Below are 26,336 nucleotides of genomic sequence, written 5' to 3' on the forward strand. Positions count from 1 at the left end.
GCGGCCACCCCTTGTCCGGTCACCAGCCCGTCAGAAAGCGCGCGCCAGAAGCACCACCACCAGACAACATTCCATCACCGCCGTGGCAATCCAGCGCAGCCCCATATAGCCACTGGGCAACGCGCCGCGCCGCCAGCCTTCGCGCTCAACCAAAGCCAGAATGGGCACAGCCACGGCCAAAGCCGCCACGCCAGCAACAGGCTGCCATGCAAAAGCCAGATAGGCCGCCAGCCAGCCAGCTAAGGCAGGCACCACGCCCAGAAGCAGCCGAAAAACATCCATACGGTCTGCGCCAGCCGTAATAATGGAGGGCAAAGGGTCCAGCGCCAGGCCCCATTGCACCGCCCCCCAGAAGCTGAGGGTCACTGCACCATAAAACACAAACGCCATAAGCAGATTGGGAACGGGCACGCCCGAAGAGAAGAACACGATACAGCACGCGCCGAACAAAAAGGGCAGTAATCCGGCCATTGTCAGCACCACGGCTACAAATGGAAGTCTTTTCATGAGCGTTCGGCGTGCCTCCTTTGCACGGTTTCCTGCAATAGATTGGTTGACAGAAAAGCCCAAGAGGCTGCCACTAGCAACCACACGGAACATTGGCTTCCATGTTTCGTTACGCTCGAAAACAAGAACAAGACACCGCTGCCGGACGCATAGCCGGCGCCAGAAACGGGAATGAAAAAAGTATGAGTGCCATTGTCGATATCATCGCGCGCGAAATCCTCGACAGCCGCGGCAACCCAACGGTTGAAGTGGATGTAGAGCTGGCTTCTGGCGCAAAAGGCCGGGCAGCCGTTCCGTCCGGTGCGTCCACAGGCGCGCATGAGGCAGTGGAACTGCGTGACAAAGACCCCAAGCGCTACAACGGCAAGGGTGTGCTGCACGCTGTTGAAAATATCGAAAACGAGATTCTCCCCACCCTGCAGGGAGCCGAATCCTCCGATCAGATTGATATCGACAACGCGATGATCGATCTGGATGGCACCCCTAACAAAAGCCGTATGGGCGCCAACGCCATTCTTGGTGTCTCGCTTGCGGTGGCCAAAGCCACGGCAGCAGAACTTCAGGTACCGCTCTATCGCTATGTTGGCGGTGTTTTTGCCCACACGCTTCCAGTGCCCATGATGAACATCGTGAACGGGGGCGAACATGCAGATAACCCCATCGATATTCAGGAATTCATGATCCAGCCGGTTGGCGCGCCTACCGTGGCCGATGCCATCCGCTGGGGAAGTGAAATCTTCGCGCATCTGAAAAAAGCGCTACAGGCTGCGGGCCTCAACACCAATGTTGGGGATGAAGGCGGATTCGCTCCGGCCCTGAAATCTGCTGATGAAGCACTGAGCTTTATTTCCCGTGCCGTCGAATCCGCAGGTTACCGTCTGGGAGAAGACATCACCTACGCTCTGGATTGCGCTTCCACCGAATTTTATCACGATGGCAAGTATGATCTGAAAGGCGAAGGCAAGGTTTTTGATGCAGGCGAAATGGTTGCCTACCTTGAAGATCTAACCAAACGGTACCCCATCGTCTCCATTGAAGACGGTCTTGCGGAAGATGACTGGGAAGGCTGGAGCCTTCTGACCGAAACCCTTGGCCGCAAGGTCCAGTTGGTTGGGGATGATCTGTTCGTCACCAATCCCGAACGTCTGCGCCGTGGCATTCAGGCGGGCGTTGGCAACTCCCTGCTGGTGAAAGTCAACCAGATCGGCACGCTGACGGAAACGCTGCAGGCCATTGAACTGGCTCACAAGGCTGGTTATACCGCCGTCATGAGCCACCGTTCTGGTGAGACGGAAGATTCCACCATTGCGGATCTGGCCGTCGCAACCAACTGCGGGCAGATCAAGACAGGCTCCCTCTCCCGCTCTGACCGTACCGCCAAATACAACCAGCTCATCCGGATTGAACAGGAACTGGCAACGGCTGCCCAATATGCGGGCCGCACCATCCTGAAAGTCTGATCCCGCACTCAGCCTTTCCTGAAACAGGAAAACCAGAGCCGCATGGGGAACCGTGCGGCTCTTTTTTTACATTATCGGGCCGCCTTATGCTTTTCTGTCCGGGTGTTCATGGTTTAGACATACTGTTCTGGGAAAATTCATTTTCTGATGGCAAAAAGGACAAGAACAACGTGCAGATAGGCCGCATGATCAGACGCGCAGTACGAGCCGTTGTTCCCCCCATGATTTTTCTTGGTATCGCAGGTTATTTTGGCTGGAACGCGACCCAGGGCGATCATGGCATGAAAGCCTATCAGCAACAGCTTCTTCTGCTTGATCAGGCCAAACAGTCCCAGCAGGACGCCATTGCCGAGCAGGCAGCATGGCGTCGCCGCGTTAATGGCCTGCGTGAACAGTCTCTGGATACAGATACGCTGGATGAACGGGCACGTGCCATGCTCAATCTGGCCGACAAAAACGATATCGTCGTCCCCTATGATCGGCGTGATCCGCTTTACTAAAAGGCTGTTTGATCAGGCTGCAACTTGACGCATGCCCTGCGCGTCTTCCCTATTTCAGGGGCAAATAAAGATCCGTAATCGCTTCATGCTCTGGCACGTCCGGAAAAAATTTCACACGTTGGGCATAGAACGGAAAATCTCTTAGCTCCTCGCCACTGGCAGGCAACCATTGGCCATAGAGGAATTGCGCTGCATGCCGCAGGTTCTCACTCTCGCCAACAAGGCGGAGCACCGCACAGCGTCCCGCTGGAATCTGCCCTGCCTCCACGCCCTCATCGGCAAGCGTAATCTTACGGGTGGTCGCTGCGGCCAAATCGATTCGGTAGTCCTGCTCCGGCACATGATCCGGGTCTGTATGGAAGATTGTATAAGTTGCATGTGTGGCAGCCCTTACACCGTTCGCCTTCCGCCAAGATATGAAACGCCGAATTGTTTCACCCAGCCTTTCGGGCGCACCGCGATGCGTCATAAACGCAACAGGAATGGCCACTTCCTCACGTATCGTCACATCATCTAAAGAAAAATTCTGTGTCATGATCCGGTTCCTTGCTTCGGCCAGCGGCCCAAGTGCTGCAGCCCACGCCACCCAGTCAGGATTTTCCCGAAAAGCCTTTGGAGCCTGCCCAATTCTCTGATGAAAAGCCCGAGCAAAGCCATCCGGGGTTTCATAACCTGCATCAAGAGCGATCTCCGTAACCGAAACATCGCTGCGATAGGCAAGCCGCCACGAAGCGCGCTTCATCCTGATCAATTGGACATAGCGATGCAGAGAAAGACCAAAAACAGCGCTAAATTGTCTGTGAAAATGGCAGGGTGAAAACGCAGCCACGGCGCTCAATGCTCTCAGGCAAAGATCCCCATCCAGATTTTGGTCGATATACGTCAGAACACGCTGCATCCGTGCGTGATAGTGCCTATAATCAGCAGACCGCTTTGACACGATAACGTGGTCCTTGTTTGGTGGCTCCCACAACCTAAGCCACTAGACGCACGATACGCTCGGCCAATCTTGCTGTTTGCAGCCCTGCCTCTGGCAACCAAACAGGACAGCAAAGTGTGCGGATGGAATGGGGTAAATGCAGGCGGCTCCTGAGGACCATTTCCCTCAAGCCTACGCTCCTCCCCCAGATGAAGGGGTTATTCCCCGTTTCATGAATGATTAAGCATCCATCCCGGTCAGACTGGCCGGAAATGCCGCGCGCCATATTACGGGGAAACCATTTTATAGCGCCCAGCAAACTCTGATCAGGGAAGCCCTTCCGACGCTCCCCGAAAGCGCTGCTTCCGCCAAAGAGCCAACACAGAGTGAAGGCAAACGCCACAAACAAAAAACGGCGCCCTGAGGCGCCGCATTTGCATCATCCACGCAGGGCGGATGATTATTTGATCTTTGCTTCGCGGAACACAACGTGCTTGCGGGCAACGGGATCATACTTTTTCAGTTCCATTTTACCGGTATGCGCACGAGCGTTCTTCTTCGTGACGTAGAAATAACCAGTGTCCGCCGTGGAAACGAGACGGATCTTGATAACATTGGTCTTGGCCATGGCTTCCTCAGCAGAGCATCATGAGTCCGGACAGAAGGCCCGGGTGGTGTTCAAGTGGGCGCAAAATGCGCATACAAGAGCCAAAGGTCAAGTATTCTTCCATCAATCAGGCGTGGTAAAAGCCAAAAGGAGTAAAAAAACATGCTGGATGTGGCTGTTGCGCGCGCCCGAATCCTGGAAAAACTCTCTCCGTGCGGTCTGGAAACAGTTTCCGTGGCACACGCCTGTGGTCGCGTGCTCGCCGCTCCCGTGGTCGCCCGTCTCTCAAATCCGCCCGTTTCCGTGTCATCAATGGATGGATACGCCGTTAGGATAGACGATGCGCAGGAAGGAGCCACGCTCGATATTATCGGCGAAGCGCCCGCAGGCCACCCATCCAGCCTGACGGTAAAGAAAGGCCAGTGCATCCGTCTGTTTACCGGCAGCCAGATTCCGGCAGGTGCGGATACGGTGCTTATTCAGGAAAACATGCGGCGAGACGGGAACGCCGTAACGTTGCTTTCCGGCGGCAAGGCAGGACAGTTCATTCGCAAACAGGGTCAGGACTTCCAAAAAGGGGAAACGCTTCTTCCGGCAGGAAAGGTTCTGACAGCGCGGGATATTGGGCTGGCCGCCGCCGCAGGGCATGTCTGGCTGACAGTCAGCCGTCGTCCCCGCGTTGGTATTCTCGCAACGGGAGATGAGATCGTGCTGCCGGGGACCCGGCCCAACCTGATTCCATTGTGAATTCCGGCGCATTCATGGTGACGGCGTTCCTGCGCTCCATAGGCGCCGAAGCCGTTTTACTGCCGGTAGCCCGCGATAATGTGGAGTCTCTTTCCGCCGCCATCGCGCAAGCCGATCATCTTGATCTTCTGGTTACGATCGGCGGAGCCAGTGTAGGCACGTATGATCTGGTGCGCGAAGCCTTCAAGCCCCATGGCCTCAATCTGGATTTCTGGAAAATTGCCATGCGGCCCGGCCGCCCCCTGATGTCTGGTCAGCTTGGCAAAACACCCATGATCGGCCTGCCAGGCAACCCCGTGGCCGCCATGGTGTGCTCCGTGGTGTTTGTTGCAGCCGCGGTGCGCACACTCATGGGTCTTCCCCAAGCCGCTGAACTTGACACAGAAACAGCCATTCTCGGCGCTGACCTGAAAGAGAATGACCAACGGCAGGATTTCCTGCGCAGCACCCTGCGTTCTCAGCCCGATGGGCAGCCACCCATCGCCACGCCCTTCGCCTCGCAGGATTCCGCTCAGATGAACATTCTGGCGCAAAGTGACGCTCTGATTATCCGCGCACCCCATGCCCCTCCCCAGAAGGCGGGTACACTTTGCCGCATTCTGCGCCTTCCATGAAAATACTTTAAAATCAAAACCTAAAAATCCACACTTGAATGAAAACCAAAGATCGCTTCATCTTTCACGCGGCGGCCATTATCCCCCACCACGCCGCCGCTGGGGGCAAGGATGCCCTGAATATCGGGCTGAACCAGCAACCAAGGGCATGCCTGCCATTGGTATGTCAGTTCCAGATGATATTCGTTCCCCTGTGCGATTTCATGAGACCGACGTTCTGAGCGCGCCAGAATGTTACTGGGGGCACCCACGCCAAAGCCTAGACCGAGAGAATCATCGGCGCGCTGAAAAGGGGCATTAAGAACAAGCCCTGCATCTACAGAATACACAATCTGGTTGCGATCAGCCTCCGCCGTGCCGGTGCCTCGCGCAAAAGCGGAGAGACTTTCACGCCCAGGCAGCTTTGCTATCACCTGATCCGCCACGGCATAGAGGGCCCAGTTCCCCTTGTGCCGCATTTCAAGAGTCGCCTGATCCGGAAAACGGCCGGTATCGCCATATCCCCCCAGTTTGAACGTACCCGCATAAACCGGAGCCTGCGTGCGATACTGGGCTTCCAGAAACATCAACGCCCCCGTCCCGAAATGAAAGCGCGTGCCCCCCGGGTCCTGATTCTGGTTCCATGGATCATTTTCGTTAATGAACCCAGCGCCAATAGGGTTGTCATCCCCTACGGACGCCAACACCGTCCAATGATCATCCGGATGGTATTTCACCCTTACAGCAGGCGTAGCCAAAGGGGATGAAGGCCCTTGATCATAAAGGTTATTATCAGGAACCATCGGCCAGGAAAAAGACGCGTTTAAAAAAGTCTGGGCCGTATCACTCCCCATAAAATCCCGGCTCAAATCCAGCTTACCAATGCGCACATCCACCCGATCATGGTCGAACGTCTGATCATAGGCGAGTTCATACAGGCGCAAATTATCGTCTGCCTCAATGCCGGAAACCTGATTGAACACGTAAAGCGGCTGGTTGCTGAACGGTCTGCCCCGAATATCGACCCCGCTGATACTGAATGTTCCCAATTTCAGCCCGGTCATACGCCTCAGATCAAGCGAGAGGGTTGCCGTGGTCATCCCCACATAGTTGTTGGATGGCTGGCTGCCCCCCACTGGCACACCCCAGAACTCATTTTGATCATTTACTTGAAAATCAACGCCATGGGCCTTCAATGTTGTGCGTATCCCACCCCATTGGCCAGTCAGCTTATCCGCAAACGCCCCGTCCTCGGCCAACGCAGGCCCCGCTACGATCCCTTCTGCAAATGCAAGTACCGCCAAACCAAACAGACACGCCCGCCCAAAAAAGGTGTGGTGACAGGAAATCGATCTTCTCCGCAGAGCGCCCACCAGCAGCACTGAAAAAAGGAACAAACTTCCTTCCCAGCAGAACAAAGCAGGGCAACATAACCAAACGCTCTGCGCACCTATCCTGAATTGGAGAGGATGAAAACATCCGTCCCCCGGACCCTGCCCCTCACGCTGAACTGTACTTTCGCGTCACACCATACGATGATCACAGACCTCCTTCCGGCCCAGAGGAGAATAAGGCTTAGGGGAATAACACCTTGACCTCAAAAGAGAACTTATATAGAACAAATTCTTTAATAAAGCCGTCTGAATTCCACTCCGAGGTGACACCCGATGCTGACCCGTAAACAGCACAAGCTCCTGCTTTTTATTGATGCGCACCTCAAGCAGACCGGCTTTTCTCCCTCCTTTGATGAGATGAAGGAAGCCATGGGCCTGAAGTCCAAATCCGGCATCCATCGGCTTATCTCCGGCCTGGAAGAACGTGGCTTTCTACGCCGCCATCACCACCGCGCCCGCGCTTTGGAAGTCATTCAGCTTCCCGAAATGGCGCCTGCTCCTACCGCACCCTCTACAAACGTGGTCCATGCTGATTTCTCCCGCCCGGCGGCTCAGACACTCAAGGTTCCCCTCTACGGGCGAATTGCCGCAGGCCTGCCGATTGAGGCCATGGCAGAAACGGACTCGTTTCTGGATGTCCCCCTCACGCTGGTTGGCACTGGTGAGTATTACGCCTTGGAAGTGACTGGCGATTCCATGATTGACGCAGGAATCATGGATGGAGATTTCGTGGTTATCCGCCGCACGGAGAGTGTGGAAAACGGCCAGATTGTCGTTGCGCTGATTGATGATAATGATGTCACGCTCAAGCGCCTGCGCCGCAAAGGGAACGCGATTGCCCTTGAACCGGCCAACCCGAATTATGAAACGCGTATTGTGCCTGCCGAACGCCTGAAAATTCAGGGAAAACTAGCAGGCTTGATCCGCCGCTACCATTGAGCCGCGACTTTACAGTTTTTTAGATCCTAAAAAGACCTCCCCCTCTAACGGAGAGGTCTTTTTTGTTTGGATGAGCACCTTGGTCACATCCGCCAGATTATCCGTTCCAGTAACAATTTTGCTTCTCACGTGAGGCTTCCATTGCCCCTTATTCGAGGCTGGTGACGGAACGATAAAAACCAATAGCCCACCTTAGAGAGGCACGCCGGACCGGTGGCGAAACGCGCTTATTCTGCGTCGTTGCCAATGCCCTACCTTCGCAAATTTTTCCAAAGAAAATTTTTTAACATCAAAGAAATATTCATTATTCTTGAAAATATCTATCAATCGCTAGCGGCCTTAAATCCGCCCGCTAACGTGATGTATCACTCACTTCTGCCCAAGAGGGTAACTGCGCCGCTATCTGCTCTACGCTTTTTGCCGAGACATCAGGCTGAAACGGAATTTCAGCCAGGATACGAACCTGCCCTTTATCCGCGATGGTCTCGCGATTTTCCTCGTTCGGTGGACCATTCAGCACCACGCCTGCCACGGCAATGCCCCGCCGCCGCAATGCTTCAAGACTCAATAACGTATGGTTCAATGTCCCCAAGCCGCTTCGCGCCACCAGCACAACGGGTAGCCCCCACTGGGCGGCGAGGTCACACATCATCACTGTGTCCGTCGCGGGCACCATCAGGCCACCGGCCCCTTCAACCACCATAGGCCGTTCGGGCGCCTGCATCCGCAGGGTCAGGCTGGCAGGGTCAATACTTACGCCCTCCGCACGAGCAGCCGCCTCAGGAGACAAGGGGGCCTGAAAAGCGCCAGCGGGCGGCAAACAGTCCACTGGGTTGCAGTGCGTCAAAGACAGGATGGTCGGTGTATCCCCAGCCTCTTCAGCCAGCCCGCTTTGAAGAGGCTTCCAGTAAAGCGCGCTCCATGCCTTGACGAGACACGCGGAGACAAAGGTTTTCCCGACCCCCGTATCCGTCCCGGTCACAAACACACCCGCGCGCGGGGCCTTTGCAAAACACCCATATGCCAGACGCCACGTAATCACACTCCCCTGCGCTTCAAACCGAGCCAGACTGCGCATCAGCGCGGCAGAGGACATCGGGTGATACCCAGCGCGCGGCAAAGATGCCCCCGTTTCTTTCAAATGGCGCAGAAACGCGCGGCCGTTGTCAAAGGTCTGCACACAGGCCTCACTATCCCACATGCCGCTCAGCAGAGGCACCTGCCACCGCTGAATCTGGATGGTGGAAGGATAATCAGGGGTGCCGCTCCCTTCCGCCTCCATTGCGCAGGCATGACGCCATTCCTGAAAGGTGCCTTGCATCAGTGTTGAAAGCGCGAGAACGCCTGCAGGTGCCAAAAGCCCCTCAAGCGTCTCCATCGCCTCCTGCGGCTGTTCCAGCCATTGAAACACCAGATTGCCGCAAATCAGATCAAACGGCCCGCTTATGTCTGGATTTGCCGCATCCATAACGCGGTAACAGATGGCCTCACCAGCACGCTGGCGCGCCCGTTCCAGCATGTGGGGCGCAATATCGGTGGCAACAATCTCCGCCTCCGGCCATGCACGGCGCAGCTTCTCTGTCAGAAAACCCGTGCCGCATCCCAGTTCAAGAATACGCACAGGTTTACGCTCCCCCAGTCGATCCTGAAGTTTTTCAAACAGACGCTGTGCTGCCACCCGCTGCACGGTGGCGGCTCTTTCATAGCCCGCGGCCCTGTCAAAACGATCACGAACCAGATCCCGCCGTGCCATATCCTGCCCCATTCTAGACAGCCTCCGTCATAAGGCGCTGGATGTGTGCCACACAAAACTCCGGGTAAGTCAGCGGCATCATATGCCCACCATCCTCATGCCAGACTTTCTCTACATTCGAAGGAAAAGCAGCCTCTGTCATGCGCTCCGTCACAATAGGGTCCTGCTTGCCCGCCAAGGCCACCATGCGTGTAGAACCGTGTGCGACCATCTGCTCAATTCGGGCATAAACATTGCCAGTCGCCAGCAAAGACAGTCCGTCCTGCAAGGTTGAAACATGGCAGGTCGCCGGATCAACGGCATCCAGCCCACACCGGGCACGAAAGCTGTTTACAACCGCTCCAGCATCACGCCCCAGACCAGCTTGCATCCGGGCCAATACGCGTGCTGCCACTCCCTCGGGAAAATCTACCCCCGCCGCAAACCGTCCAAAAGCATTGATCCCCACAAAGCGACTCCCCTGCGGCCATTTGCGTTGAGACAATAGCCACATCAACCCCAGTGAATGACCAACGCCAAGGATGGGACGGTTCATGTCCAGTCCGGTCAGACAAGAGACAGCCGACGCGTCCTCCGACCAGCCCGAAAAATATCCCTGATCAACCACGCATGCATGCGGCATTTCCAGATGCGCAAGCACAGCGTTCCATATCTCCGGGCCGCAGGCCCATCCATGCACAAAAACCGGCTGTAAGGCTGTCATGGAATATCCCGCACCCCGGAGAAGATCGCCTCCGCAAGAGCATCAACCTGCTCCGCCGTATGCTGCGCATGAAGAACCACGCGCAGGCGGCAAGCTCCCGGTGGCACCGTTGGCGGCCGAATGGCAATGGCCAGAAACCCCGCAGCCTCAACAGAGCGGGAGAGAGCAAGCGCAGTTTCCTCACGCCCCACCACCACCGGCACAATTTGGGTAGAAGACGGTCCGGTATCCAAACCGCCTGCCTGCATATGCTGCCTGAACCGCTCCGCCAGATCGGCCACCCGCACGCGAACACGTTCCATCTCCGGGCGGGGTAGCAGATCAAGCGCTGCCTCTACGGCCCCCAGCACCATGGGGGACGGCGCGGTAGAATAAATATAGCCCGAACCACTATTTTCCAGCCAACGGCACACGGCTGAAGAGGACGCAACAAACGCCCCCATTCCGCCCAACGCCTTACTGAACGTGCCCATCACCAGATCGGCCAGCCCATCCGCCAGACCTTTCCCGTCTTTGCCAAGAATGCCGGTTGCATGGGCCTCATCCACACAGAGAAACGCGCCGTTTGCGCGGCAGACTGCCGCCAGCGCGGCCATATCGGCCCGATCTCCATCCATGCTGAACACGCTTTCCGTCAGCACAATCTTCAGACCGGGGCCTTCCACCTTGTGAAGCAGAGCTTCCAGATGACTGACATCATTGTGCCTGAACCGAACAGGGCGCACACCCGCCGCCGCACACCCATGATAGAGGCTGGCGTGAATCAGCTTGTCCACCAGCACTGTGGGCGGCGCGCCTGTAACCGCCACAGAAAGACGCGCCAGCGCCGGAACCAGTGTAGCGTTGGCCTGCCACCCGGAAGACAGAATACAGGCGGCCTCCATCCCCTTGAGGCTGGCCAGCCGATTTTCCAGGGCCTCCGCGCCAGAGCACGTTCCCGTCACCAGACGGGACGCGCCAGAACCCGTGCCAAAGCGCTGCCCCCACTGGGTTGCGCGCTCCTGAAGCAACGGATGCGTGCGCAAGCCGAGATAGTCATTTGAGGAGAAATCGACCAGAACAGCACCGTCCGCCCGTTCCAGAAGACCATGGCCTGCCGGATTCAGCGCGCGTGGCGTGCGAAGACGCCCCTGCTCAGCCAATTTCTCCAGCCCCTGCTGGAAAAGATGATCAAACCGCGTCATGAGAAGACTGGTGCCGGAGGCCGGCCCGCCGGTCAATCACCCAGCAGGAGAAGAACCAGAATGTCTGCGTCCGCCAGCCGTCCCAGCCCGTCCACACAGCAGATGCCACAGTGGTACGAGGACGGCCTGCCCCACATCTGGCTCCCCTACTCCCAAATGAAGACGGCCTCTGCTCCGCTGGCTGCTGTACGCACCCATGACACACACATAGAACTTGCAGATGGCCGAGAACTGGTGGATGGCGTTGCCGCATGGTGGACCGCCTGCCACGGCTATAATCACCCCCATATTCGCGCAGCGGTTAGCGCTCAGCTTGCAGCCATGCCGCACATCATGTTCGGCGGCACGGTGCATGAACCCGCTCTCAGGCTTGCAGCGCGCCTCTGCGCCATGCTGCCGGGAGATCTGGAACGGGTTTTCTTTACCGATTCCGGGTCAGTCTCCGTTGAAGTCGCCATGAAAATGGCCATTCAGTATCGGCTGAACAAAGGCGAGACAGGCCGCACCAAATTGCTGGCCTTCAAGGGTGGATACCATGGAGACACCTTGGCGACCATGGCGGTCTGTGACCCTGAAGAAGGCATGCACCACCTCTATGGCTCCGCGCTGGCCGAGCATATTATCGCCCCTCTACCACAGGATGAGGCCAGCACCGCTGAATTTCTGCGCCTGCTGAAAAACCATGCTCACGAGCTGACAGCCATCATGACCGAACCTCTGGTGCAGGGAGCCGGAGGCATGCTGTTCCACAGTCCGGAGGTATTGCGCACCCTGCGCAAGGCCGCAGATGACCACGACCTGCTGCTGATTCTGGATGAAATCTTCACCGGGTTCGGCCGCACAGGCAGCATGTTCGCCTATGAGCAGGCCGGAATCGTGCCAGATATTGTCACCCTCTCCAAAGCGCTGACGGGTGGCACACTGGCGCTGGCCGCCACCGTGGCCCGCCGCCACGTGTTCGAGGCGTTTTTGTCTGACAACCCGGAACATGCGCTGATGCATGGACCCACCTTCATGGCCAATCCCCTTGCCTGCGCCTGCGCCAATGCGTCTCTTGACCTGTTTGAAACCGAGCCCCGACTGGAGCAGGTTCAGGCTATCAATGCGTTCCTGACAGATGCGCTTGAACCCTGCCGCACCCTGCCGGGCGTGAAGGATGTACGCACGATGGGCGCTATTGGCGTGGTGGAACTGGAAAAAATCGCTAACCCCGATGCCCTGCGCCAGCGTTTTATTGCAGAAGGCGTATGGATACGGCCGTTCCGCTCCATCATCTACCTGACCCCCGCCTTCACCATAACGCAGAGCGACCTCAAAACCTTGACGGACACCATTTATCGCGTCCTCTCAGCCTGAGAAGACCAGTGCATACAGCAGCGATATTCTTAAGGTTTTTTGGGGCTCCGTTGCTCCACCGTCCCTTTTGGAGAGAGAAAGCTCCCTCCAAAAAGGGAATGGCCAGAAGGAACGAAAGACAGCCTGAAAAGACGGGGAGACTTTTACGCCTGACAGAACAGGCGAACAGAATATGGAGTGACTTTCAGCATGATCACTCTGCAACGAATGTTTCTTCGGGAGTGCAGCCACACCCCATAGGATGGCACGCGCTGACAACTATCCAGGCAGAGAGCCACCACTCAGGGCAGCATCCTCTCAGAACGACAAAAAATCAGCTTCTCGCGCAGGGGCTTCCAAGGTTAATCCCACAAAGCCGCGGCATCATCATCCGCTTCACGGGCCTCCACCCATGTTGTGCGACCATCCGCAAACCGTTCACATTTCCAGAACGGCGCGCCCGTTTTCAGACGATCAATCAGAAACGCGGTTGCTTGCAGCGCCTCAGCTCGATGTCCAGATGCTGTTCCAACAAAGACAATCGGCTCTCCCACCCGCATCGTGCCAACGCGGTGAATAACCGTGCAGCCTAACAGGCTAAAGCGGGCGGAGGCCTCTTCCGCTAAGCCTATGAGCACTTTTTCCGTCATGCCGGGATAATGCTCCAGCGTCAGGCTTTCCAGCCCATCACCCTGTCCCCGCACCTGCCCCATGAAAACGCTGATGCCGCCCACGCTGTCAGAAATGTGGGAAAGACTCGCCATCTCGCCACCCAGATCAAAAGCGTCAGTCTGGACCAGAACTCGTATCATCAGGGATCATCCCCCCGTCATCGGTGGGAAGAACGCCAGTTCGTCGCCCGGCCTGACCGTATCCTGAAAACTGGCTAGTGCCTGATTGATCGCTACCCTGATACGCGGTGTCCGTTCAAAAAGATCATTCAGGGCAGAATCCTGAGCGCGGAGAGCCGAGAGAAGGGAGGTCACACTCTCGCCTTCAGCAGCCACAGCCGCCGTCTCACGCTCACGCCCCAATTGTTCACGCAGGGAAGCAAAATAGAGAATGGTCACACTGGCCACTCTGCTTTCTCCTTTTCCACAATCCTCTACCCCAGGCCCAAGCGGCCTAATGAGCAGCAGAAGGTGCCGTTTTTCTGGCCTGAACGGTGCTGACAGATCCATCAGGATGGATAAGCGTTACCGTGCCATCACCGTTTGGAATTTCAATGGTGGAAGCTGTTCCGCGCTGCACACCATATTTATCTGCAGCATCCGGTTCGGCTTCCGGCAGTTTGCCATGCGGTTCTTTAGCGGGCGTGGCGTTCTCAGACCCGCTCACGCTCATTTCGCCGCCATCCTGCAACTCCGGCCCGCTCTCACCGGCGCCGCCACCCAGCACTGTACCAATCCGGTCTTTTTCAACATCTTCAAGTGTTGGCAACGGTGCCGGAGGACCCGGCCAGATATCACCGCCCTGCGGCAAGATGGGTGTGGCAGCTGTGGAATAACCGTGCACCCGCCTCATGTTCAGATCTTCTCCCGCCGGAGAATTGGGATTCTCTCCCGGCAGAGTCGCAGTATCGGAAATATATTTCCCAAACCCGGAACATCCGCTCAAAACCAGACAGGCTCCCAGTAGAGCAGCTTTCCGCATCATCTGACTCCGCTAACCATGACGTTGCACAGGCAAATCAGCGATGCCCGCTGTAGCGACACTGTGCCAGAGAAAGGTAAATAACGGTTTGCGGAGGGGATACAAGCCAATGCCTTCATTTTGAGACAATTATGCAACAGGCCACCCTTGGTTGAGGCAGGTATCACCCACAGTCACCCGTTACAGGTCCACATGCCGCAAACCTGTGGTGAGATAATCCCAGCCGGTAATCAGGGTCAGGGCTGCCGCAATCCAGAGCAGAACGGAGCCAATCAGCGCCACGTGCAGCCATGGCATACCAAGCAGCATACCCGTGCCATCCCCGGCCAGCAAAAAGCCGATGGCGGTCATCTGGAAGCCGGTTTTCCATTTTGCCAGCCGCGTTACCGGCAGGCTGGCCCGGCGCTCCGCCAGATACTCCCGCATGCCGGAGACCAGAATTTCCCGACACAGAATAACAATGGCGGGCCACAGGCTGAGGTAGGGAAGCCGGGCAAAGCCTGCCAGAACCATCAGGCAGGCCCCCACAAGAAGCTTATCGGCAATGGAATCAAACATTCTACCGAAGTCTGAAAGCTGGTGCCGCGAACGCGCCAGCTTGCCGTCAAAATAATCCGTAATGCCTGCCAGAATAAACAGCACGCAGGCCGCAGCATCAGTCTGCGGCGTTCCCCATGCGGCAAAAACCACCACTATGGGAATCGCCACAATGCGCGATATCGTCAGAACATTCGGCAAATCTGTCAACATTGGCGGGAGACTAGCCTATTTCCCGCCCGGCTGAAATGGTTTCTGGCACCGCGTTCATGCCACTCACCCAGAAACGTAGCGCAGCCCTGCCCTTCACGTCAGTTTGGCGTCCAGTCCGGATGAAAATGTCCATACACGGCCCGCGCTGTTTCCCGATTGATGCCGGGAGCCGATTCGAGTTCAGATAGCCCTGCCTGCTTTACGCCTCGGGCCGAACCAAAAACATTCAGCAGCATGCGTTTCCGCGCTGGCCCCACCCCCGGAATATCATCCAGCTCGGATGTCACCAGCGTTTTGGAACGTCCCGCCCTATGGGTTGTAATGGCAAAGCGATGCGCTTCATCGCGTAGCCTTTGCAGGTAGTACAGAACCGGGTCACGCGGATCGAGCTGAAACGGCTCGGCATCGCCAGTATGAAACCACTCGCGCCCGGCATCCCGGTCCGGCCCCTTGGCAATACCCACCAGTTTCACACCAGTCACGCCCAGATCATCCAGCACGGCCCTTACGGCTGAATACTGCCCGGCTCCGCCATCAATCAGCAGCACGTCAGGCCAGTTGGATAGATCGCCCTCAGCGGCTTCCTTCAATGCACGGCCAAAGCGACGCTCCAGCACCTCACGCATCATCGCGAAGTCATCCCCCGGCGTTACCGGGCCTTTGATCAGGAATTTGCGATAGGCTCTGCGATCAAACCCTTCCGGGCCGCCCACAATCATGACCCCGTAAGCATGAGACCCCATGATGTGGCTGTTGTCGTACACCTCAATCCGCTGGGGCGGCGCATCCAGCCCGAAGACCGTCGCAACACCCTCCAGCAGTTTGGCCTGCCCTGCGGTTTCGGCCAGCTTACGGTGCAAGGCATCCCGTGCGTTCGCCACAGCATGATCCAGCACCTGCTTTTTCTCGCCGCGCTGGGGAGAGAGAATTTCCACCTTCCGCCCCCGCTTGAGGGAGAGCGCCTCACTCAGCAGGAGTTCTTCTGGCAAGGGATGATTAACCAGCACCTGCGCCGGGCATGGCTTGTCATCATAAAACTGCGCAATAAAGGCAGAGAGCACATCTCCTGGCTCCTCATCCTTGGTGTGAGCCGGAAAGAACGAACGGTTTCCGTTGTTTCTACCACCCCGGATAAAGAACACCTGAATGCAGGCCTGCCCCGCCTCCTGCCAGATGCCAAACACATCCGCATCATGCAGGGATGCCGGGTTAATCACGCTCGATTCCTGCATCTGCGCCAACGCCCGAATACGGTCCCGCAGCATGGCAGCCCGTTCAAAGTCCAGCGCTTCCGCAGCCTTGTGCATCTCGTTGCTCATCTCTTCCCGCAAGGCCATATCCTTGCCGGAGAGAAACTCCCGCGCCTGTTCCACCAATCTGGCGTAGGAGGGCTGGTCGATACGATCCACACAGGGGCCGGAACAGCGTTTGATTTGATACAGCAGGCAGGGCCGCGTCCGGCTGTTGAACACCGCATCCGTGCAGGAGCGCAGCAGAAACACGCGCTGCAACAGGTTGAGCGTCTGGTTCACAGCCCAGGCCGAAGCAAATGGGCCCCACAGGCTCGCCCCTTTCACGGGCTTTCCCCGGTGCTTGGCCACTTGCGGAAAAGGATGTCCGTCTGTCAACATCAGCCACGGATAGCTTTTGTCATCCCGCAGCAGAATGTTGAAACGGGGCTTCATGCGCTTGATGTAGTTGGCCTCAAGCAGCAGGGCCTCGGCCTCGGTATGGGTGGTGACAATCTCCATGGAGGCTGTCTCGGACACCATACGCCGCAGCCGTTCAGGCAGACGCGCCACCTGAGTGTAAGACGTTACACGCTTTTTCAGCGCCAGCGCCTTACCGACGTAAAGCACATCTCCTTTCTCGCCCAGCATACGATACACGCCCGGCGAAAGCGGCATGGTCTTCAGGGCATTCCGGATCACCTCCACACCTTTGGGTCTGGCAGCCGACACCTCCACAGCCGCAGGCACGCCTGCGGGCACATCATTTGAAGAAATGTCAGTTGTCATCAGGCGCTCTTCCGAGAAATCAATTTCATCCACCGTTTCTGTGGATAAGTTTGTGGAGTACCGGGCTCATCGCCCCTGAAACCCGCAGATTTCCAGCCCCCTCAACGCTTTGCATATTTTTTAGACACACAACCCAAACCCTTGATTTACAAAGGGTTTATAAAAGGACATTTGAGGAGGAAACGTGCGTTTCAGAGATTTTGTTGAAAATAAAGGAAGTCAAGGGAGGAAGTGGACAAATTGTGCAGAAATCTGTCCACCGTGCTTTTTACGCAGTGATCGCGCTTTGTTCCGCAACCTCTTCCGCCTTCTTCAGCAGCCGCATGAAGTTTCCACCCCAAAAAGCCGCGATCTCGCTGCGGTCATAGCCGCGACGCAGCAATTCTTCTGTCACGTTCACGCCCTGCGTGGCGTTTTGCCAGCCTTCAATTGCGCCACCACCGTCAAAATCGGAGGATATCCCCACATATTCCGGCCCAATGCGCTTCACCACATAGTCAATATGGTCCACAAAATCCGCAACATTGGCGGTACGGGGGCCATCCCCTTCCCTTGGCTTCAGGAACGCAGGCATAGCCGTGATCTGAATCACACCGCCGCTTTCCTTCAACGCATCAAGCTGCTCATCATCCAGATTGCGCGGATGATCACACAGCGTGCGTACACAGGAATGGCTGGCCACCACCGGCACCGCAGACACCTGCACCGCCTGCAACATGGTGGATTTGGCAGAGTGTGACACGTCCACCAGCATCCCCAGCCGGTTCATGTGAGCGATGGCATCCCGCCCTACGGCAGAGAGGCCACCGTGCCGCTCCGGCTTATCGCCCAGGCTAGGGCGATGCACGGCCGCATCGGCCAGCGCATTATGCCCATTATGCGTAAGCGTAACGTAACGTGCGCCCTTCGCGCGGAACTGTGCCAGTAGCGCGGGGTCGTCTCCCATCGCGTAGCCGTTTTCCACGGCAGGCACCACCGCCAGCACGCCCGCTGCCTGCGCTGCAAGCATGTCCGCCACAGTCGAGCAGACACGTGCTGTCACACCATTCTGCGTGCCCTGCATACGGTTGATGGCATCCAACATGGCCAGGCATTGCGTCTGAGCATCGGCGTGACCTTTTTCCGTCACCGGCCCCTGCCCGATATAGGCCACAAAACACCCGGCAGACATGCCGCCCTGCTGCATTTTCGGAAGATCAACCCTGCGGGTTTCCGTGTCCACAAAGGCATCACCCTGATCCGGCCACGGAATATCAATGTGGCTGTCCAGCGTGAAAAGCGCGTTATGAAGCGCACGCGCAGCAGAAGAAGCGGAAGGTTGGCTCACTGGAGCCGAAGAAAGAAGCGTCATGCTGCAGAAATGGTCCCATATGCGATAAATGCAAGGCGCACGCCCTGCCGGTTTTGTTTCCAAAGGCTGTTTGAAAGTTCAGCAGCACAACGGCTGGCGCGGAACGATACACGCCTGAACACGGTGGTTTGGAAGGCCCGATACGGCGGCATCGGGGGCATCATCACCCTGTTCTGGCGCAAACCTCCGCCAGAGAGACCTGACAGACTTTTCAAACACCTTCCCTACTATGTGCCGAATTTCACTTGCCCCGCAAACCGGGATGCGCAATGCCGTTGGGCATGCGACTTGTAACCTGGAACATCAACTCCCTCCGCCTCCGCCTGCCAGTGCTGGAAAAGCTGGACGCCACCCTCGCGCCAGACATCATCTGCCTGCAGGAAACCAAAGTGCCAGACCCTCTTTTTCCGGCAGATGCATTGCGGAACATGGGGTTTGAGCACCTCCACTACAAAGGGATGAAGAGCTACAATGGCGTGGCCATCCTCTCGCGCCATCCCATTACGCCGCTTGAAAAACTGCCGGACTGGCATGGCAAGGAAGACTGCCGCCACATAGGCGCGCAGGTGCACCTGCCAAGCGGCCCTGTCGAACTGCACGATTTTTACGTGCCGGCAGGCGGCGATATTCCTGATCCCGAAACCAATCCGAAATTTGCCCACAAGCTTGCCTTTGTGGAGGAAGTGACCGAGTGGTTCACCACCCGCAAACGGGACCGGACTGTGCTGGTTGGGGATTTCAATATTGCCCCACTGGAGCATGATGTCTGGAGTCACAAGCAGCTTCTGAATGTGGTCAGTCACACACCACCAGAAACGGAACGCCTGAATGCGTGGCTGAATGTGGGTTTTGTTGACGCCATGCGCCACTTTGTCCCTGCCAGCGAGAAGCTGTACACATGGTGGTCCTACCGTAACCGGGACTGGAAGAAATCCAACCGTGGCCGCAGGCTGGACCATGTCTGGATTACGCCTGACCTTGTGCCAGACCTCACCGGCATGACCGTCGTGCGTGAAGCCCGAGACTGGGATACCCCGTCTGACCATGTGCCTGTGATTGTCGATTTCAGTCTGTAGCTATTGATTGAACGCCTGCGGATAGGGATTGGTGCAGGATTTCAAGGGTGACAAAGCGGACATAAAGGACACGGGCCAAATCTGCCGGGAGGGAAACCTCGCGCAATTTTAACCGCCAAACGCATTCAGCAGCTCAAAAGACCCACCGCGCCGCCTGTCGGGTCTTTCAAGCAGTCGTTCACGAGGCGCATTGAAAAGTCAGACGTTGAGGGAGCGCGTTCCTGTGCATGTCTGACTATGTTGTCTTTAGCCATCCCCGTCATACGCTGCCTCGCAACGGAAAGACCTCTTTTTTATCCTAAAATGCCGCGGCAGCCTTTATCTCCATACTTTTGAAACGGCCCCCAAAAAGAAAACAGGGCTACCGGCAATTAGGCCACGAGATAAAACTTCCATGCCAGTTTCGCTCGGCTTCCCGAGCAACTGTCTGCTTAATAACGGTACTGCCAGAGCAGACCCACACTGCTGCCCGGATCATTTTCCGGCGTTGTAAAGCCCGTTACGTTTCCGCCCGTGCCGACGGTCGTGTTCAGCTTGAGGTGTTTTGTCAGATCCACCTGCACCTGCGCCTGCGTGCCTGAGCCAGAGGTTGCCTGCTTGGCCCCCACATAAACACCCTTCATTACGTATTTTCCGGCTTCCACCGTTGTTCCGCCGTTGCCCACACCAGAGCCGCCGCCAATGGCCAGACGGTCCAGATGCAGAGTTTTCCGCAATGTGCCCATCGGATCAAATGAGGTCATGCCGGTCAGCGTCGCCAGCGCTGTTCCCAGTTCCACCATCTGCGTGGAAGAAAGGGAGTGGGCATCCGTGCCAAACAGCAGCATGGCCAGCACCTGATCCTGAGGCAGCGGCGGGTTGGAGACAAAGCTGATCTTGGGGGCGCTGGCGTATCCCCCTACCTTGAGCATGGCGGTCTCGCCATTCACCACACGGTCCGCTTCAAAATCCAGAGTGGGGTCAAGCTTGTGGCTCACGCCACTCCCGTTGAAAGCCACGCGCCCCTTGGTGAAGTTAAGAGAGATCCCGGCAAGGTCAAAGTTACCGCGCTTCAGATCAAACCCGCCGGTAACCTGCGGTGCCTGCGCTGTGCCGTTCACTTTGAGCTTGCCTGCCATTTCGGCATCAAGCCCATGCCCGCGGACGAAGAATTTACCCGGCGATGTCACTGTCAGGTCCAGCCCGATGACGGCTGCCTTGGTGTTGGCTGTAGCCTCCTTGGGTTCCGGCGGTTTGTCACCAGGGCGAACCACATCAAGACGCGCCACGGAAGACGGCAGGGAGTTGGGGATGTTAATTTCCACCCGTGGCAGGGATATACCTCCCACAACATCCATACGGGTACTTACCTGCCCGCGTATGGCGATATCCGCGTTCATGACGGCTGTCAGCAGATCGCTGGAAATGGGCCGTGCGTTCTTGGCCGTAATATGCATGTCAATCGGCATGCCCGGCGCCATGACACCCACAGACCCTGTAACGCCGAGCGTGCCTTCACCCGCCTTGGCCGTCAGGTTCTGGATGACGACATTCTCGTGCGAGCCGACAACCCGGCCATTGATCTCCGCCAAGTGAACGCCCTGAGCAAAATCCTGAAAATCCGCATTATGCAGATCAACTGTGCCCGTCACGTTGGGGGACGCCATGGTGCCAGCCACCTGCATGGCAAGCTGCACATCGCCTTTGGCCTGCCGCGCCTGCGCACCCAGCACCCCATTGGCAATGGCCAGATCAAGATGCCCGTCAGACCGCAGATTGATCGGCCCTGTTTTGGAAAGCGGAGCCGTGCCAGCCACAGTCAGCGCCAGCTTCGGCCCCGCCGCTGCCTTTACGTTCACCTTCGCTGCTGTCCCGGCCAGATCAGCCTGCGCATCCACACTTAACGCCGGAATGGAGGCTGCTGCACTGCTGCCGTCCATTCTCAACCCGCGCCCGGTCAGATGCACCTGTCCTGTCGGCCGATCCATGCTGCCCGCAACCTTGGCCTGAAGGGAAAGATCACCCTGCGCATGCACATCCGGCGCAAATGGACGCGCCAAAGCAGGCGTCACGTGCCGGATATCTGCCGTAACCGACAGTGTGGGCTTGATGCGCCCCGCCACATCCAGAGTGGCGGGTTCGGCCCCACGCGTGCTGAGAGTAGCACGCAGACGGTCCACGCCCATTGTGTCACCAAAGGAAACCAGCGCGGGTGCCAGCAGCTTGAGGGATTCTTCCTTGGCGGTTGCCGCCAGTTTCTGCACCTTTACCTGCTTTGCAGGCAGATTAAGCAGTGCCGCCGTATCCAGAGACAACGGACTCCCTGACCAGCTTGCCGGACCAATCTGCGCTGTCAGCGCCATGGCGTTGTCTGGCCCTTTGGCCGTTACCCGCGCTTGCCCTGTAACACCCGCAGCAGAGAGACCGGCCAGCTTCAACGTCAGATCTGCATCCGGATGCGCGGCAGGGTCACGCACCGTGCCCGCCAGCGCCAGAGACCCGATTTTAGCCTGAGCAGTTGAGACATTGCCGTCCAGCTTCAGCGCTACCTGAGGTTTCTCGCCCACCTGCGTAGTCTGAACAGACGCCGCCAGTGCCCCGGCAATCTGCTGACCAATCAGGTTTCTGAAATCTGCCAGCCGCCCGATTTTGAGAGTTAAATTCCCCAACGGCACAACCTCTCCCTGCGGCAGCGAGAGGTCACCCGCCCCTTGCAGGCTATTCCAGGAGAGTTTTTTCAGATCAAGCTGGCGCGCGCCTTTTTCATCTTGCGCAAAGGCCGCATCCAACAGCAGAGGCGCTTTATCAACTGAGCCGTTTGCCGTCAGCGTGCCTGTGGGCGCGGAGGGAAGATGCGTCAATGCCGCATCCAGCACAACGGGGCCACGCGGCATGGTGGCAGTGCCGGGATCACCTTCCATATGGAGGGTGGCGGCAAAATCCTGCATCAGCCCTTTGGCGTTCAATGCAAAGGTCAGTCCGCCACGCAGAGAGGGCAGTGCCTTGCTCAGGTCCGGCAACGCCAACGTGGAGGCAACATCCATATCATGGCCGGTATTCACCCGCCCATGCGCTGCCAGATGCAACGCCTGCCCGTCCACAGCCAGCTTGGTGATATCCACCTGTTGCCCGCCAGAACTTTCTGCCTTTTCGGCCTTCGCTGTGGCTTTGTCTGTTTCAGGCTTATGAGGCGTCTCGTCAGCGACCTTGCCAGCCCCATGATCCGTTGCCGCAGGCTTCACACCGTTCTGCGGCGCAGCCAGTTCCGGGCCATTATCCTTCTTGGAAACCGTTTTTTCCGAGCTCCCTTCCGGCTGCACCATTCCGGGTTCCAACGGGCGAAGCGTTGCGACAAGCGAGAACGTTCCCTTCGGGCCGATCAGCCCGACTGCCTGTGGCTGGCCACCCGTAATAGCCAAGGTGCCATCCGCACTGACATGCGTATCACCCGTGGCTTTGGCAGGAAGATCAAACGCGGCTTTCATGCCCATCTGCCCTTGCAGGGGCGTATTGCCCATCTGCCCGAAAGGACGCAGATCAGGGAGCGCCAGTTCCAGCGTGCCGCGCTGTGGCGCGGCTGTCATCACATTGCCGGTCAAATGCAACAGCGGGTGCGACACATCCAGCACCAACGGCCTGCCATCCGCCTGCGGAGAAATTGTAGCATCCAGTTGCACCGGGGCGCTGGCCAGCAAGGTGGGTGCAGAACCAGGAAGCCGCACACCATCCGCCGTCATGACCAGATGCATCTGGTCCGCCGCGCCGGGGTGACCGCTCTGCCCGGTAAAGGCAGCCTTCAACGTGCCGACTCCCGCGCCAGATGCCACAAGCCGGTCTATCTGGAGGGAGCCTGTCCCATCCGGCTGGCTCATCTTGCCTTTTAGCTGTGTCACCAGATGAATGGCGTCCCACCCCAGATCAGGACGCAAGGCCAGCTTGGGCGCATCCAGTTGCGCCCTGAGGCTGCCCAGTTTTTCACCCAGCAGATCAAGCACGCCATCCGCCTTGGCGGTAATCGGCCCTGCTCCGGCAGAAAACGCCAGAACCGCAGCGTTTGTTGGCCCCTTGATATCCAGAGAGAGCGCAAGCGGGGTCAGTTCCGGCATTTGCAGTTTGGTGGCTGCAAAGCCATCTTTTCCTTCCTTGGCGTCCAGATGCAGGCCCAGCTTGCCGCCGCCCGTAGTGGTGGCCAGATCAATCTGCCCTTCTGCATCAAGCCGCTTCACACTCAGCGCAATGTCCGACTTGGGCAAGGATGGCAGTGTCAGCCCATTCAGCACCGGATCAATGGACGATAACCGACCATGCCCTGCCAGCGAGAAGCTGGCTGCGGTTCCCGCCAGTGGGGCGCCCACGTTGATCCGCCGCACGGCAAGATCCTGAATATCGATCCCCAACCCCAGACTGGATTTACTGGTGGATGGCTTGGCAGGGGCTGCCTGTGTGTCAGACACCGGCAGACGCGGGATATCCAACTGATCCGCCTTGATCGCGTAAATGCGGGCCGTACGCCCAACCAGACTTAAAGGAGACCAGTTAAGGTCAATATTCTTCAGCGACAGCCACACGCCCTGCTTATCGCGCAGCGCAATGGCATCCAGATGGAAATTATCCGGAAACCGGCCTGAAAGCCCGGAAAGCGCCACCATTCCCCCCGTGAGGGAAGTTGTTTGCTGCATCAGCAACCGTCGGCCCGGCCCGGTATTGGCGCCAACCAGAATAACCCCAACCGCCAGACCTGCCACGCCAGCCAGAACGCCAACTGTCAGCCCGGCAATGCGCCCTGCACGCCGCAAAGCGCTGCGGCGCGGCGGTGCGGGCATATCCCCATCCTGCCCCGCCATCAGAACGTTTCTCCCAGCCCGATATAAAGGTCCCACTTGTCCCCACGATGCGGACGGTTGAGCGGAACCGCCACATCCACGCGCACTGGGCCAATAGGCGTGTAGTACCGAACGCCACCGCCCGCACCCACGCGCAGAGTGCCTGTAAAGGGAGAACTGCTGCTGCCCACCTGCCCGGCATCTACAAACCCGGCCATACCAAAACTCTTGAACAGCCGCTGCCGGTATTCAACCGTGCCTGCATCCAGCGAAGTACCGCCGATAGCGTAGCGGGTACGGCCATATTGCGGCCCCACGCCCTGCCAGCGATACCCGCGCACGGTGGCGCTGCCACCCGCATACATGCGCTGGTCTGGTGGAATATCGTAGGTTCCTGCGCCCTGAATACTGCCAATGGTCCCGCGAATAGCCAGAATACTGCGCCCCGGCTTGCTGATCCCCAGATGTTTGAGGTCAAAATAATACGAGGCAGACGCATTCATGATCGTGAAGAAAGACGTGCCGCTCCCCTTGCTCCCCAAGGAGATGGAAGGAGAAATATTCACGTTGGCACGCACGCCATGAGTGGCAGGTTCAATGGGGTTCCCAACTTCCGTATTATCAAAGGTCGCGCCCAGAGGCAGAGAACCGATGGTGTAATCACGCGTCACGCCAAACTGTTCAATCTGCTCCTGCTCGCCGGCCACCCCGAAATTGACATTCCAGTAGCGGTCAATCTGGCGCGTAATCCCGGCGCGCACCAGAAAAGCCGTCTGCCGGTAGGACCAGAACAACTGCCGCAACGCCTCAACACGCACGCTCAGATTCTGCTTGCGGCTGTAAAAACCGGGTTTGAAGAAATCTGCATACACATCATACCCCAGCCCCTGCTGGGCAGACCCACCCAGACCGGTAACCAGTGCCGTCAGCTTCAGCCGTTCCGCGTTGCCCAGCAGATTGTAGTGGGTCCATGTCACGCCGCCACGCACCCCCAGATCTGTTGAATACCCGGCTTCCGCCCCAACAGAACGGCGCTTGGCTTCCTGAAATGTAAAATCAAGCGGCATGGTGCCGTTTACTGGCTGCGTTGCCCCATCCTTGACCGCCACGTTGGAAAACACGCCCAGAGAGGTCAGATCCTGTCGGGCTGCATCAATTTTGGATGGCTGGTAAAGCTGGCCTTCTTTCAGCGTCAGTTGTCGCCTTACAAAAGGCTCCCGCACCCGTTTGAGGCCAGACACATCAATCCGGCCCACATTCAGCACCGGCCCGGGTGAGACAGGATACACAACATCCAGCGTGCGGGTTTGCGGGCGCAGATAGGCCTGCGGCTTTTCCACCTGCGCCAGCGCATGGCCATCTTCCCGCAGGGCATCCAGCAGCGTGCCTCCGGCCCCCAGCACCGTTTCCGCTTCGGCCGCATCCCCTGTTTTCAGGGTGAACGCGGCTTTCTGCTCAGGTGTCAGCTCCGCCGGACCATTGGTTTTTTCGTCAACCAGCTTGACCGAACCCAGATGATACAGAGGGCCTTTTTCTACCGAGATATCGGCAGTCACCTTCTCATTGGCGGGAACCGATTCAATCCAGTTGGAAAGTGCCGGAGACTGGCCATCCATCACCACTGCGTCTTTGTCCTTGGCGCGGTGAAGGGTGATTTTTACCGTTCCTTCGTAATACCCATAGCTTTCCAGCGCGGATTTCAGGCGGTCATACTCATTGCGCACGCGCCCAGCGAGGGCAAAAGGCCCCACAGCATGCGTCCCCTGAAGGCCCAGCAGATCAGAAGATGATTTCAGCGCCGCATCCAGATCAGCCTGCCCGGTGGGCTTCAGGTTGGTCACATAAGCCTGCGTTTCCGCCGCCCAGGACCAGCCTCCCGCCGCCACACCCCACAGGGAAAAACCAACAACCACACGATTCGCCGTCAGCACGAGTCCGTTCAGGATGCCTCTACCGCTCATCCTCACCCGTTTCTTTCCGCCTGCCGTTGCACCGTTGCCGCCACTTTCTCATCTGTGTTTTTTCAAGGTCTGCATTGCTCCATG

The 26,336-nt window shown here is 57.7% G+C and carries 20 protein-coding genes and 1 pseudogene; 6 read left to right on the forward strand and 15 right to left on the reverse strand.

The features are described 5' to 3' along the window. Positions 1-30: 30 nt before the first annotated feature. Positions 31-507: a DUF3429 domain-containing protein gene (locus ASN_RS17600; protein WP_058989447.1), complete on the reverse strand. Its 477-nt coding sequence runs from the start codon at positions 505-507 to the stop codon at positions 31-33. Between the two features lie 182 nt (positions 508-689). Here ASN_RS17600 and eno point away from each other — a divergent pair, with 182 nt between their 5' ends. Both eno and ASN_RS17610 read left to right on the forward strand, forming a co-directional pair. After that, a complete protein-coding gene (gene eno / locus ASN_RS17605; protein ID WP_035382013.1) occupies positions 690-1,967 on the forward strand; it encodes a phosphopyruvate hydratase in 1,278 nt (425 codons plus the stop codon). Positions 1,968-2,137: 170 nt separating this feature from the next. Further along, positions 2,138-2,467 (forward strand): FtsB family cell division protein, encoded by a 330-nt coding sequence (locus ASN_RS17610; RefSeq protein ID WP_035382012.1) that lies wholly within the window; start codon positions 2,138-2,140, stop codon positions 2,465-2,467. A gap of 49 nt (positions 2,468-2,516) precedes the next feature. On the opposite strand, the gene ASN_RS17615 is transcribed toward ASN_RS17610, so the two are convergent. Both ASN_RS17615 and rpmG read right to left on the reverse strand, forming a co-directional pair. After that, entirely contained in the window at positions 2,517-3,407 is an 891-nt protein-coding gene (locus tag ASN_RS17615; RefSeq protein ID WP_231948304.1) for an AraC family transcriptional regulator, read from the reverse strand. 439 nt (positions 3,408-3,846) lie between these two features. After that, on the reverse strand, positions 3,847-4,014 hold the full coding sequence (gene rpmG, locus ASN_RS17620) for a 50S ribosomal protein L33 (protein WP_003623017.1): 168 nt from the start codon (positions 4,012-4,014) through the stop codon (positions 3,847-3,849). Between the two features lie 141 nt (positions 4,015-4,155). Between rpmG and ASN_RS17625 the strand changes: the two are divergent. Next, positions 4,156-5,354 (forward strand): annotated as a pseudogene (locus ASN_RS17625) (molybdopterin molybdotransferase MoeA). 20 nt (positions 5,355-5,374) lie between these two features. Here the strand turns inward: ASN_RS17625 and ASN_RS17630 are convergent. Further along, entirely contained in the window at positions 5,375-6,637 is a 1,263-nt protein-coding gene (locus ASN_RS17630) for a carbohydrate porin (RefSeq protein ID WP_231948305.1), read from the reverse strand. 363 nt (positions 6,638-7,000) lie between these two features. Here ASN_RS17630 and lexA point away from each other — a divergent pair, with 363 nt between their 5' ends. Beyond that, positions 7,001-7,666 (forward strand): transcriptional repressor LexA, encoded by a 666-nt coding sequence (lexA, locus tag ASN_RS17635; RefSeq protein WP_058988990.1) that lies wholly within the window; start codon positions 7,001-7,003, stop codon positions 7,664-7,666. A gap of 352 nt (positions 7,667-8,018) precedes the next feature. Here the strand turns inward: lexA and bioD are convergent, their stop codons facing one another. The 3 genes from bioD to ASN_RS17650 are packed head-to-tail and all read right to left on the reverse strand — an operon-like array spanning position 8,019 to position 11,306. Next, positions 8,019-9,431, reverse strand: a complete 1,413-nt coding sequence (bioD, locus tag ASN_RS17640; protein ID WP_231948306.1) for a dethiobiotin synthase — start codon at positions 9,429-9,431, stop codon at positions 8,019-8,021. 1 nt (position 9,432) lies between these two features. Continuing rightward, the gene (locus ASN_RS17645) at positions 9,433-10,122 is read right to left on the reverse strand and encodes an alpha/beta fold hydrolase (RefSeq protein ID WP_058988991.1); all 690 of its coding nucleotides are present in this window, start codon (positions 10,120-10,122) and stop codon (positions 9,433-9,435) included. Beyond that, entirely contained in the window at positions 10,119-11,306 is a 1,188-nt protein-coding gene (locus tag ASN_RS17650) for an aminotransferase class I/II-fold pyridoxal phosphate-dependent enzyme (protein WP_058989450.1), read from the reverse strand. Before ASN_RS17650 ends, ASN_RS17645 begins: the two co-directional genes overlap by 4 nt. 60 nt (positions 11,307-11,366) lie before the next feature. Between ASN_RS17650 and ASN_RS17655 the strand changes: the two genes are divergently transcribed. Then, positions 11,367-12,662, forward strand: coding sequence for an adenosylmethionine--8-amino-7-oxononanoate transaminase (locus tag ASN_RS17655; RefSeq protein ID WP_197603309.1), 1,296 nt, complete (start codon positions 11,367-11,369; stop codon positions 12,660-12,662). Positions 12,663-13,003: 341 nt separating this feature from the next. On the opposite strand, the gene ASN_RS17660 is transcribed toward ASN_RS17655, so the two are convergent. The 6 genes from ASN_RS17660 to ASN_RS17685 form a co-directional block, all read right to left on the reverse strand. Beyond that, positions 13,004-13,456, reverse strand: a complete 453-nt coding sequence (locus tag ASN_RS17660) for a molybdenum cofactor biosynthesis protein MoaE (protein ID WP_058988992.1) — start codon at positions 13,454-13,456, stop codon at positions 13,004-13,006. A gap of 3 nt (positions 13,457-13,459) precedes the next feature. Beyond that, positions 13,460-13,720, reverse strand: coding sequence for a molybdopterin converting factor subunit 1 (gene moaD, locus ASN_RS17665; protein WP_058988993.1), 261 nt, complete (start codon positions 13,718-13,720; stop codon positions 13,460-13,462). Between the two features lie 46 nt (positions 13,721-13,766). Next, positions 13,767-14,297 (reverse strand): hypothetical protein, encoded by a 531-nt coding sequence (locus ASN_RS17670; protein WP_231948307.1) that lies wholly within the window; start codon positions 14,295-14,297, stop codon positions 13,767-13,769. A gap of 177 nt (positions 14,298-14,474) precedes the next feature. Next, positions 14,475-15,044, reverse strand: a complete 570-nt coding sequence (pgsA, locus tag ASN_RS17675) for a CDP-diacylglycerol--glycerol-3-phosphate 3-phosphatidyltransferase (RefSeq protein WP_006558424.1) — start codon at positions 15,042-15,044, stop codon at positions 14,475-14,477. A 98-nt stretch (positions 15,045-15,142) separates the two neighbouring features. After that, positions 15,143-17,065 (reverse strand): excinuclease ABC subunit UvrC, encoded by a 1,923-nt coding sequence (gene uvrC / locus ASN_RS17680; RefSeq protein WP_058989452.1) that lies wholly within the window; start codon positions 17,063-17,065, stop codon positions 15,143-15,145. A 265-nt stretch (positions 17,066-17,330) separates the two neighbouring features. After that, complete coding sequence (locus ASN_RS17685) at positions 17,331-18,413, reverse strand: dipeptidase (RefSeq protein ID WP_058988995.1); 1,083 nt, start codon at positions 18,411-18,413, stop codon at positions 17,331-17,333. A 269-nt stretch (positions 18,414-18,682) separates the two neighbouring features. Here ASN_RS17685 and ASN_RS17690 point away from each other — a divergent pair, with 269 nt between their 5' ends. Beyond that, entirely contained in the window at positions 18,683-19,489 is an 807-nt protein-coding gene (locus tag ASN_RS17690; RefSeq protein WP_035381731.1) for an exodeoxyribonuclease III, read from the forward strand. Between the two features lie 431 nt (positions 19,490-19,920). On the opposite strand, the gene ASN_RS17695 is transcribed toward ASN_RS17690, so the two are convergent. Together ASN_RS17695 and ASN_RS17700 are read right to left on the reverse strand one after the other, a co-directional pair. After that, the gene (locus ASN_RS17695) at positions 19,921-24,312 is read right to left on the reverse strand and encodes a translocation/assembly module TamB domain-containing protein (RefSeq protein WP_058988996.1); all 4,392 of its coding nucleotides are present in this window, start codon (positions 24,310-24,312) and stop codon (positions 19,921-19,923) included. Next, positions 24,312-26,237 carry an autotransporter assembly complex protein TamA gene (locus ASN_RS17700; RefSeq protein WP_039904179.1) on the reverse strand — a complete coding sequence of 642 codons (1,926 nt, stop codon included), beginning with the start codon at positions 26,235-26,237 and terminating at the stop codon, positions 24,312-24,314. Before ASN_RS17700 ends, ASN_RS17695 begins: the two co-directional genes overlap by 1 nt. Between the last annotated feature and the right edge of the window lie 99 nt (positions 26,238-26,336).

It is taken from the genome of Acetobacter senegalensis, from assembly GCF_001499615.1.
Classification (GTDB): domain Bacteria; phylum Pseudomonadota; class Alphaproteobacteria; order Acetobacterales; family Acetobacteraceae; genus Acetobacter; species Acetobacter senegalensis.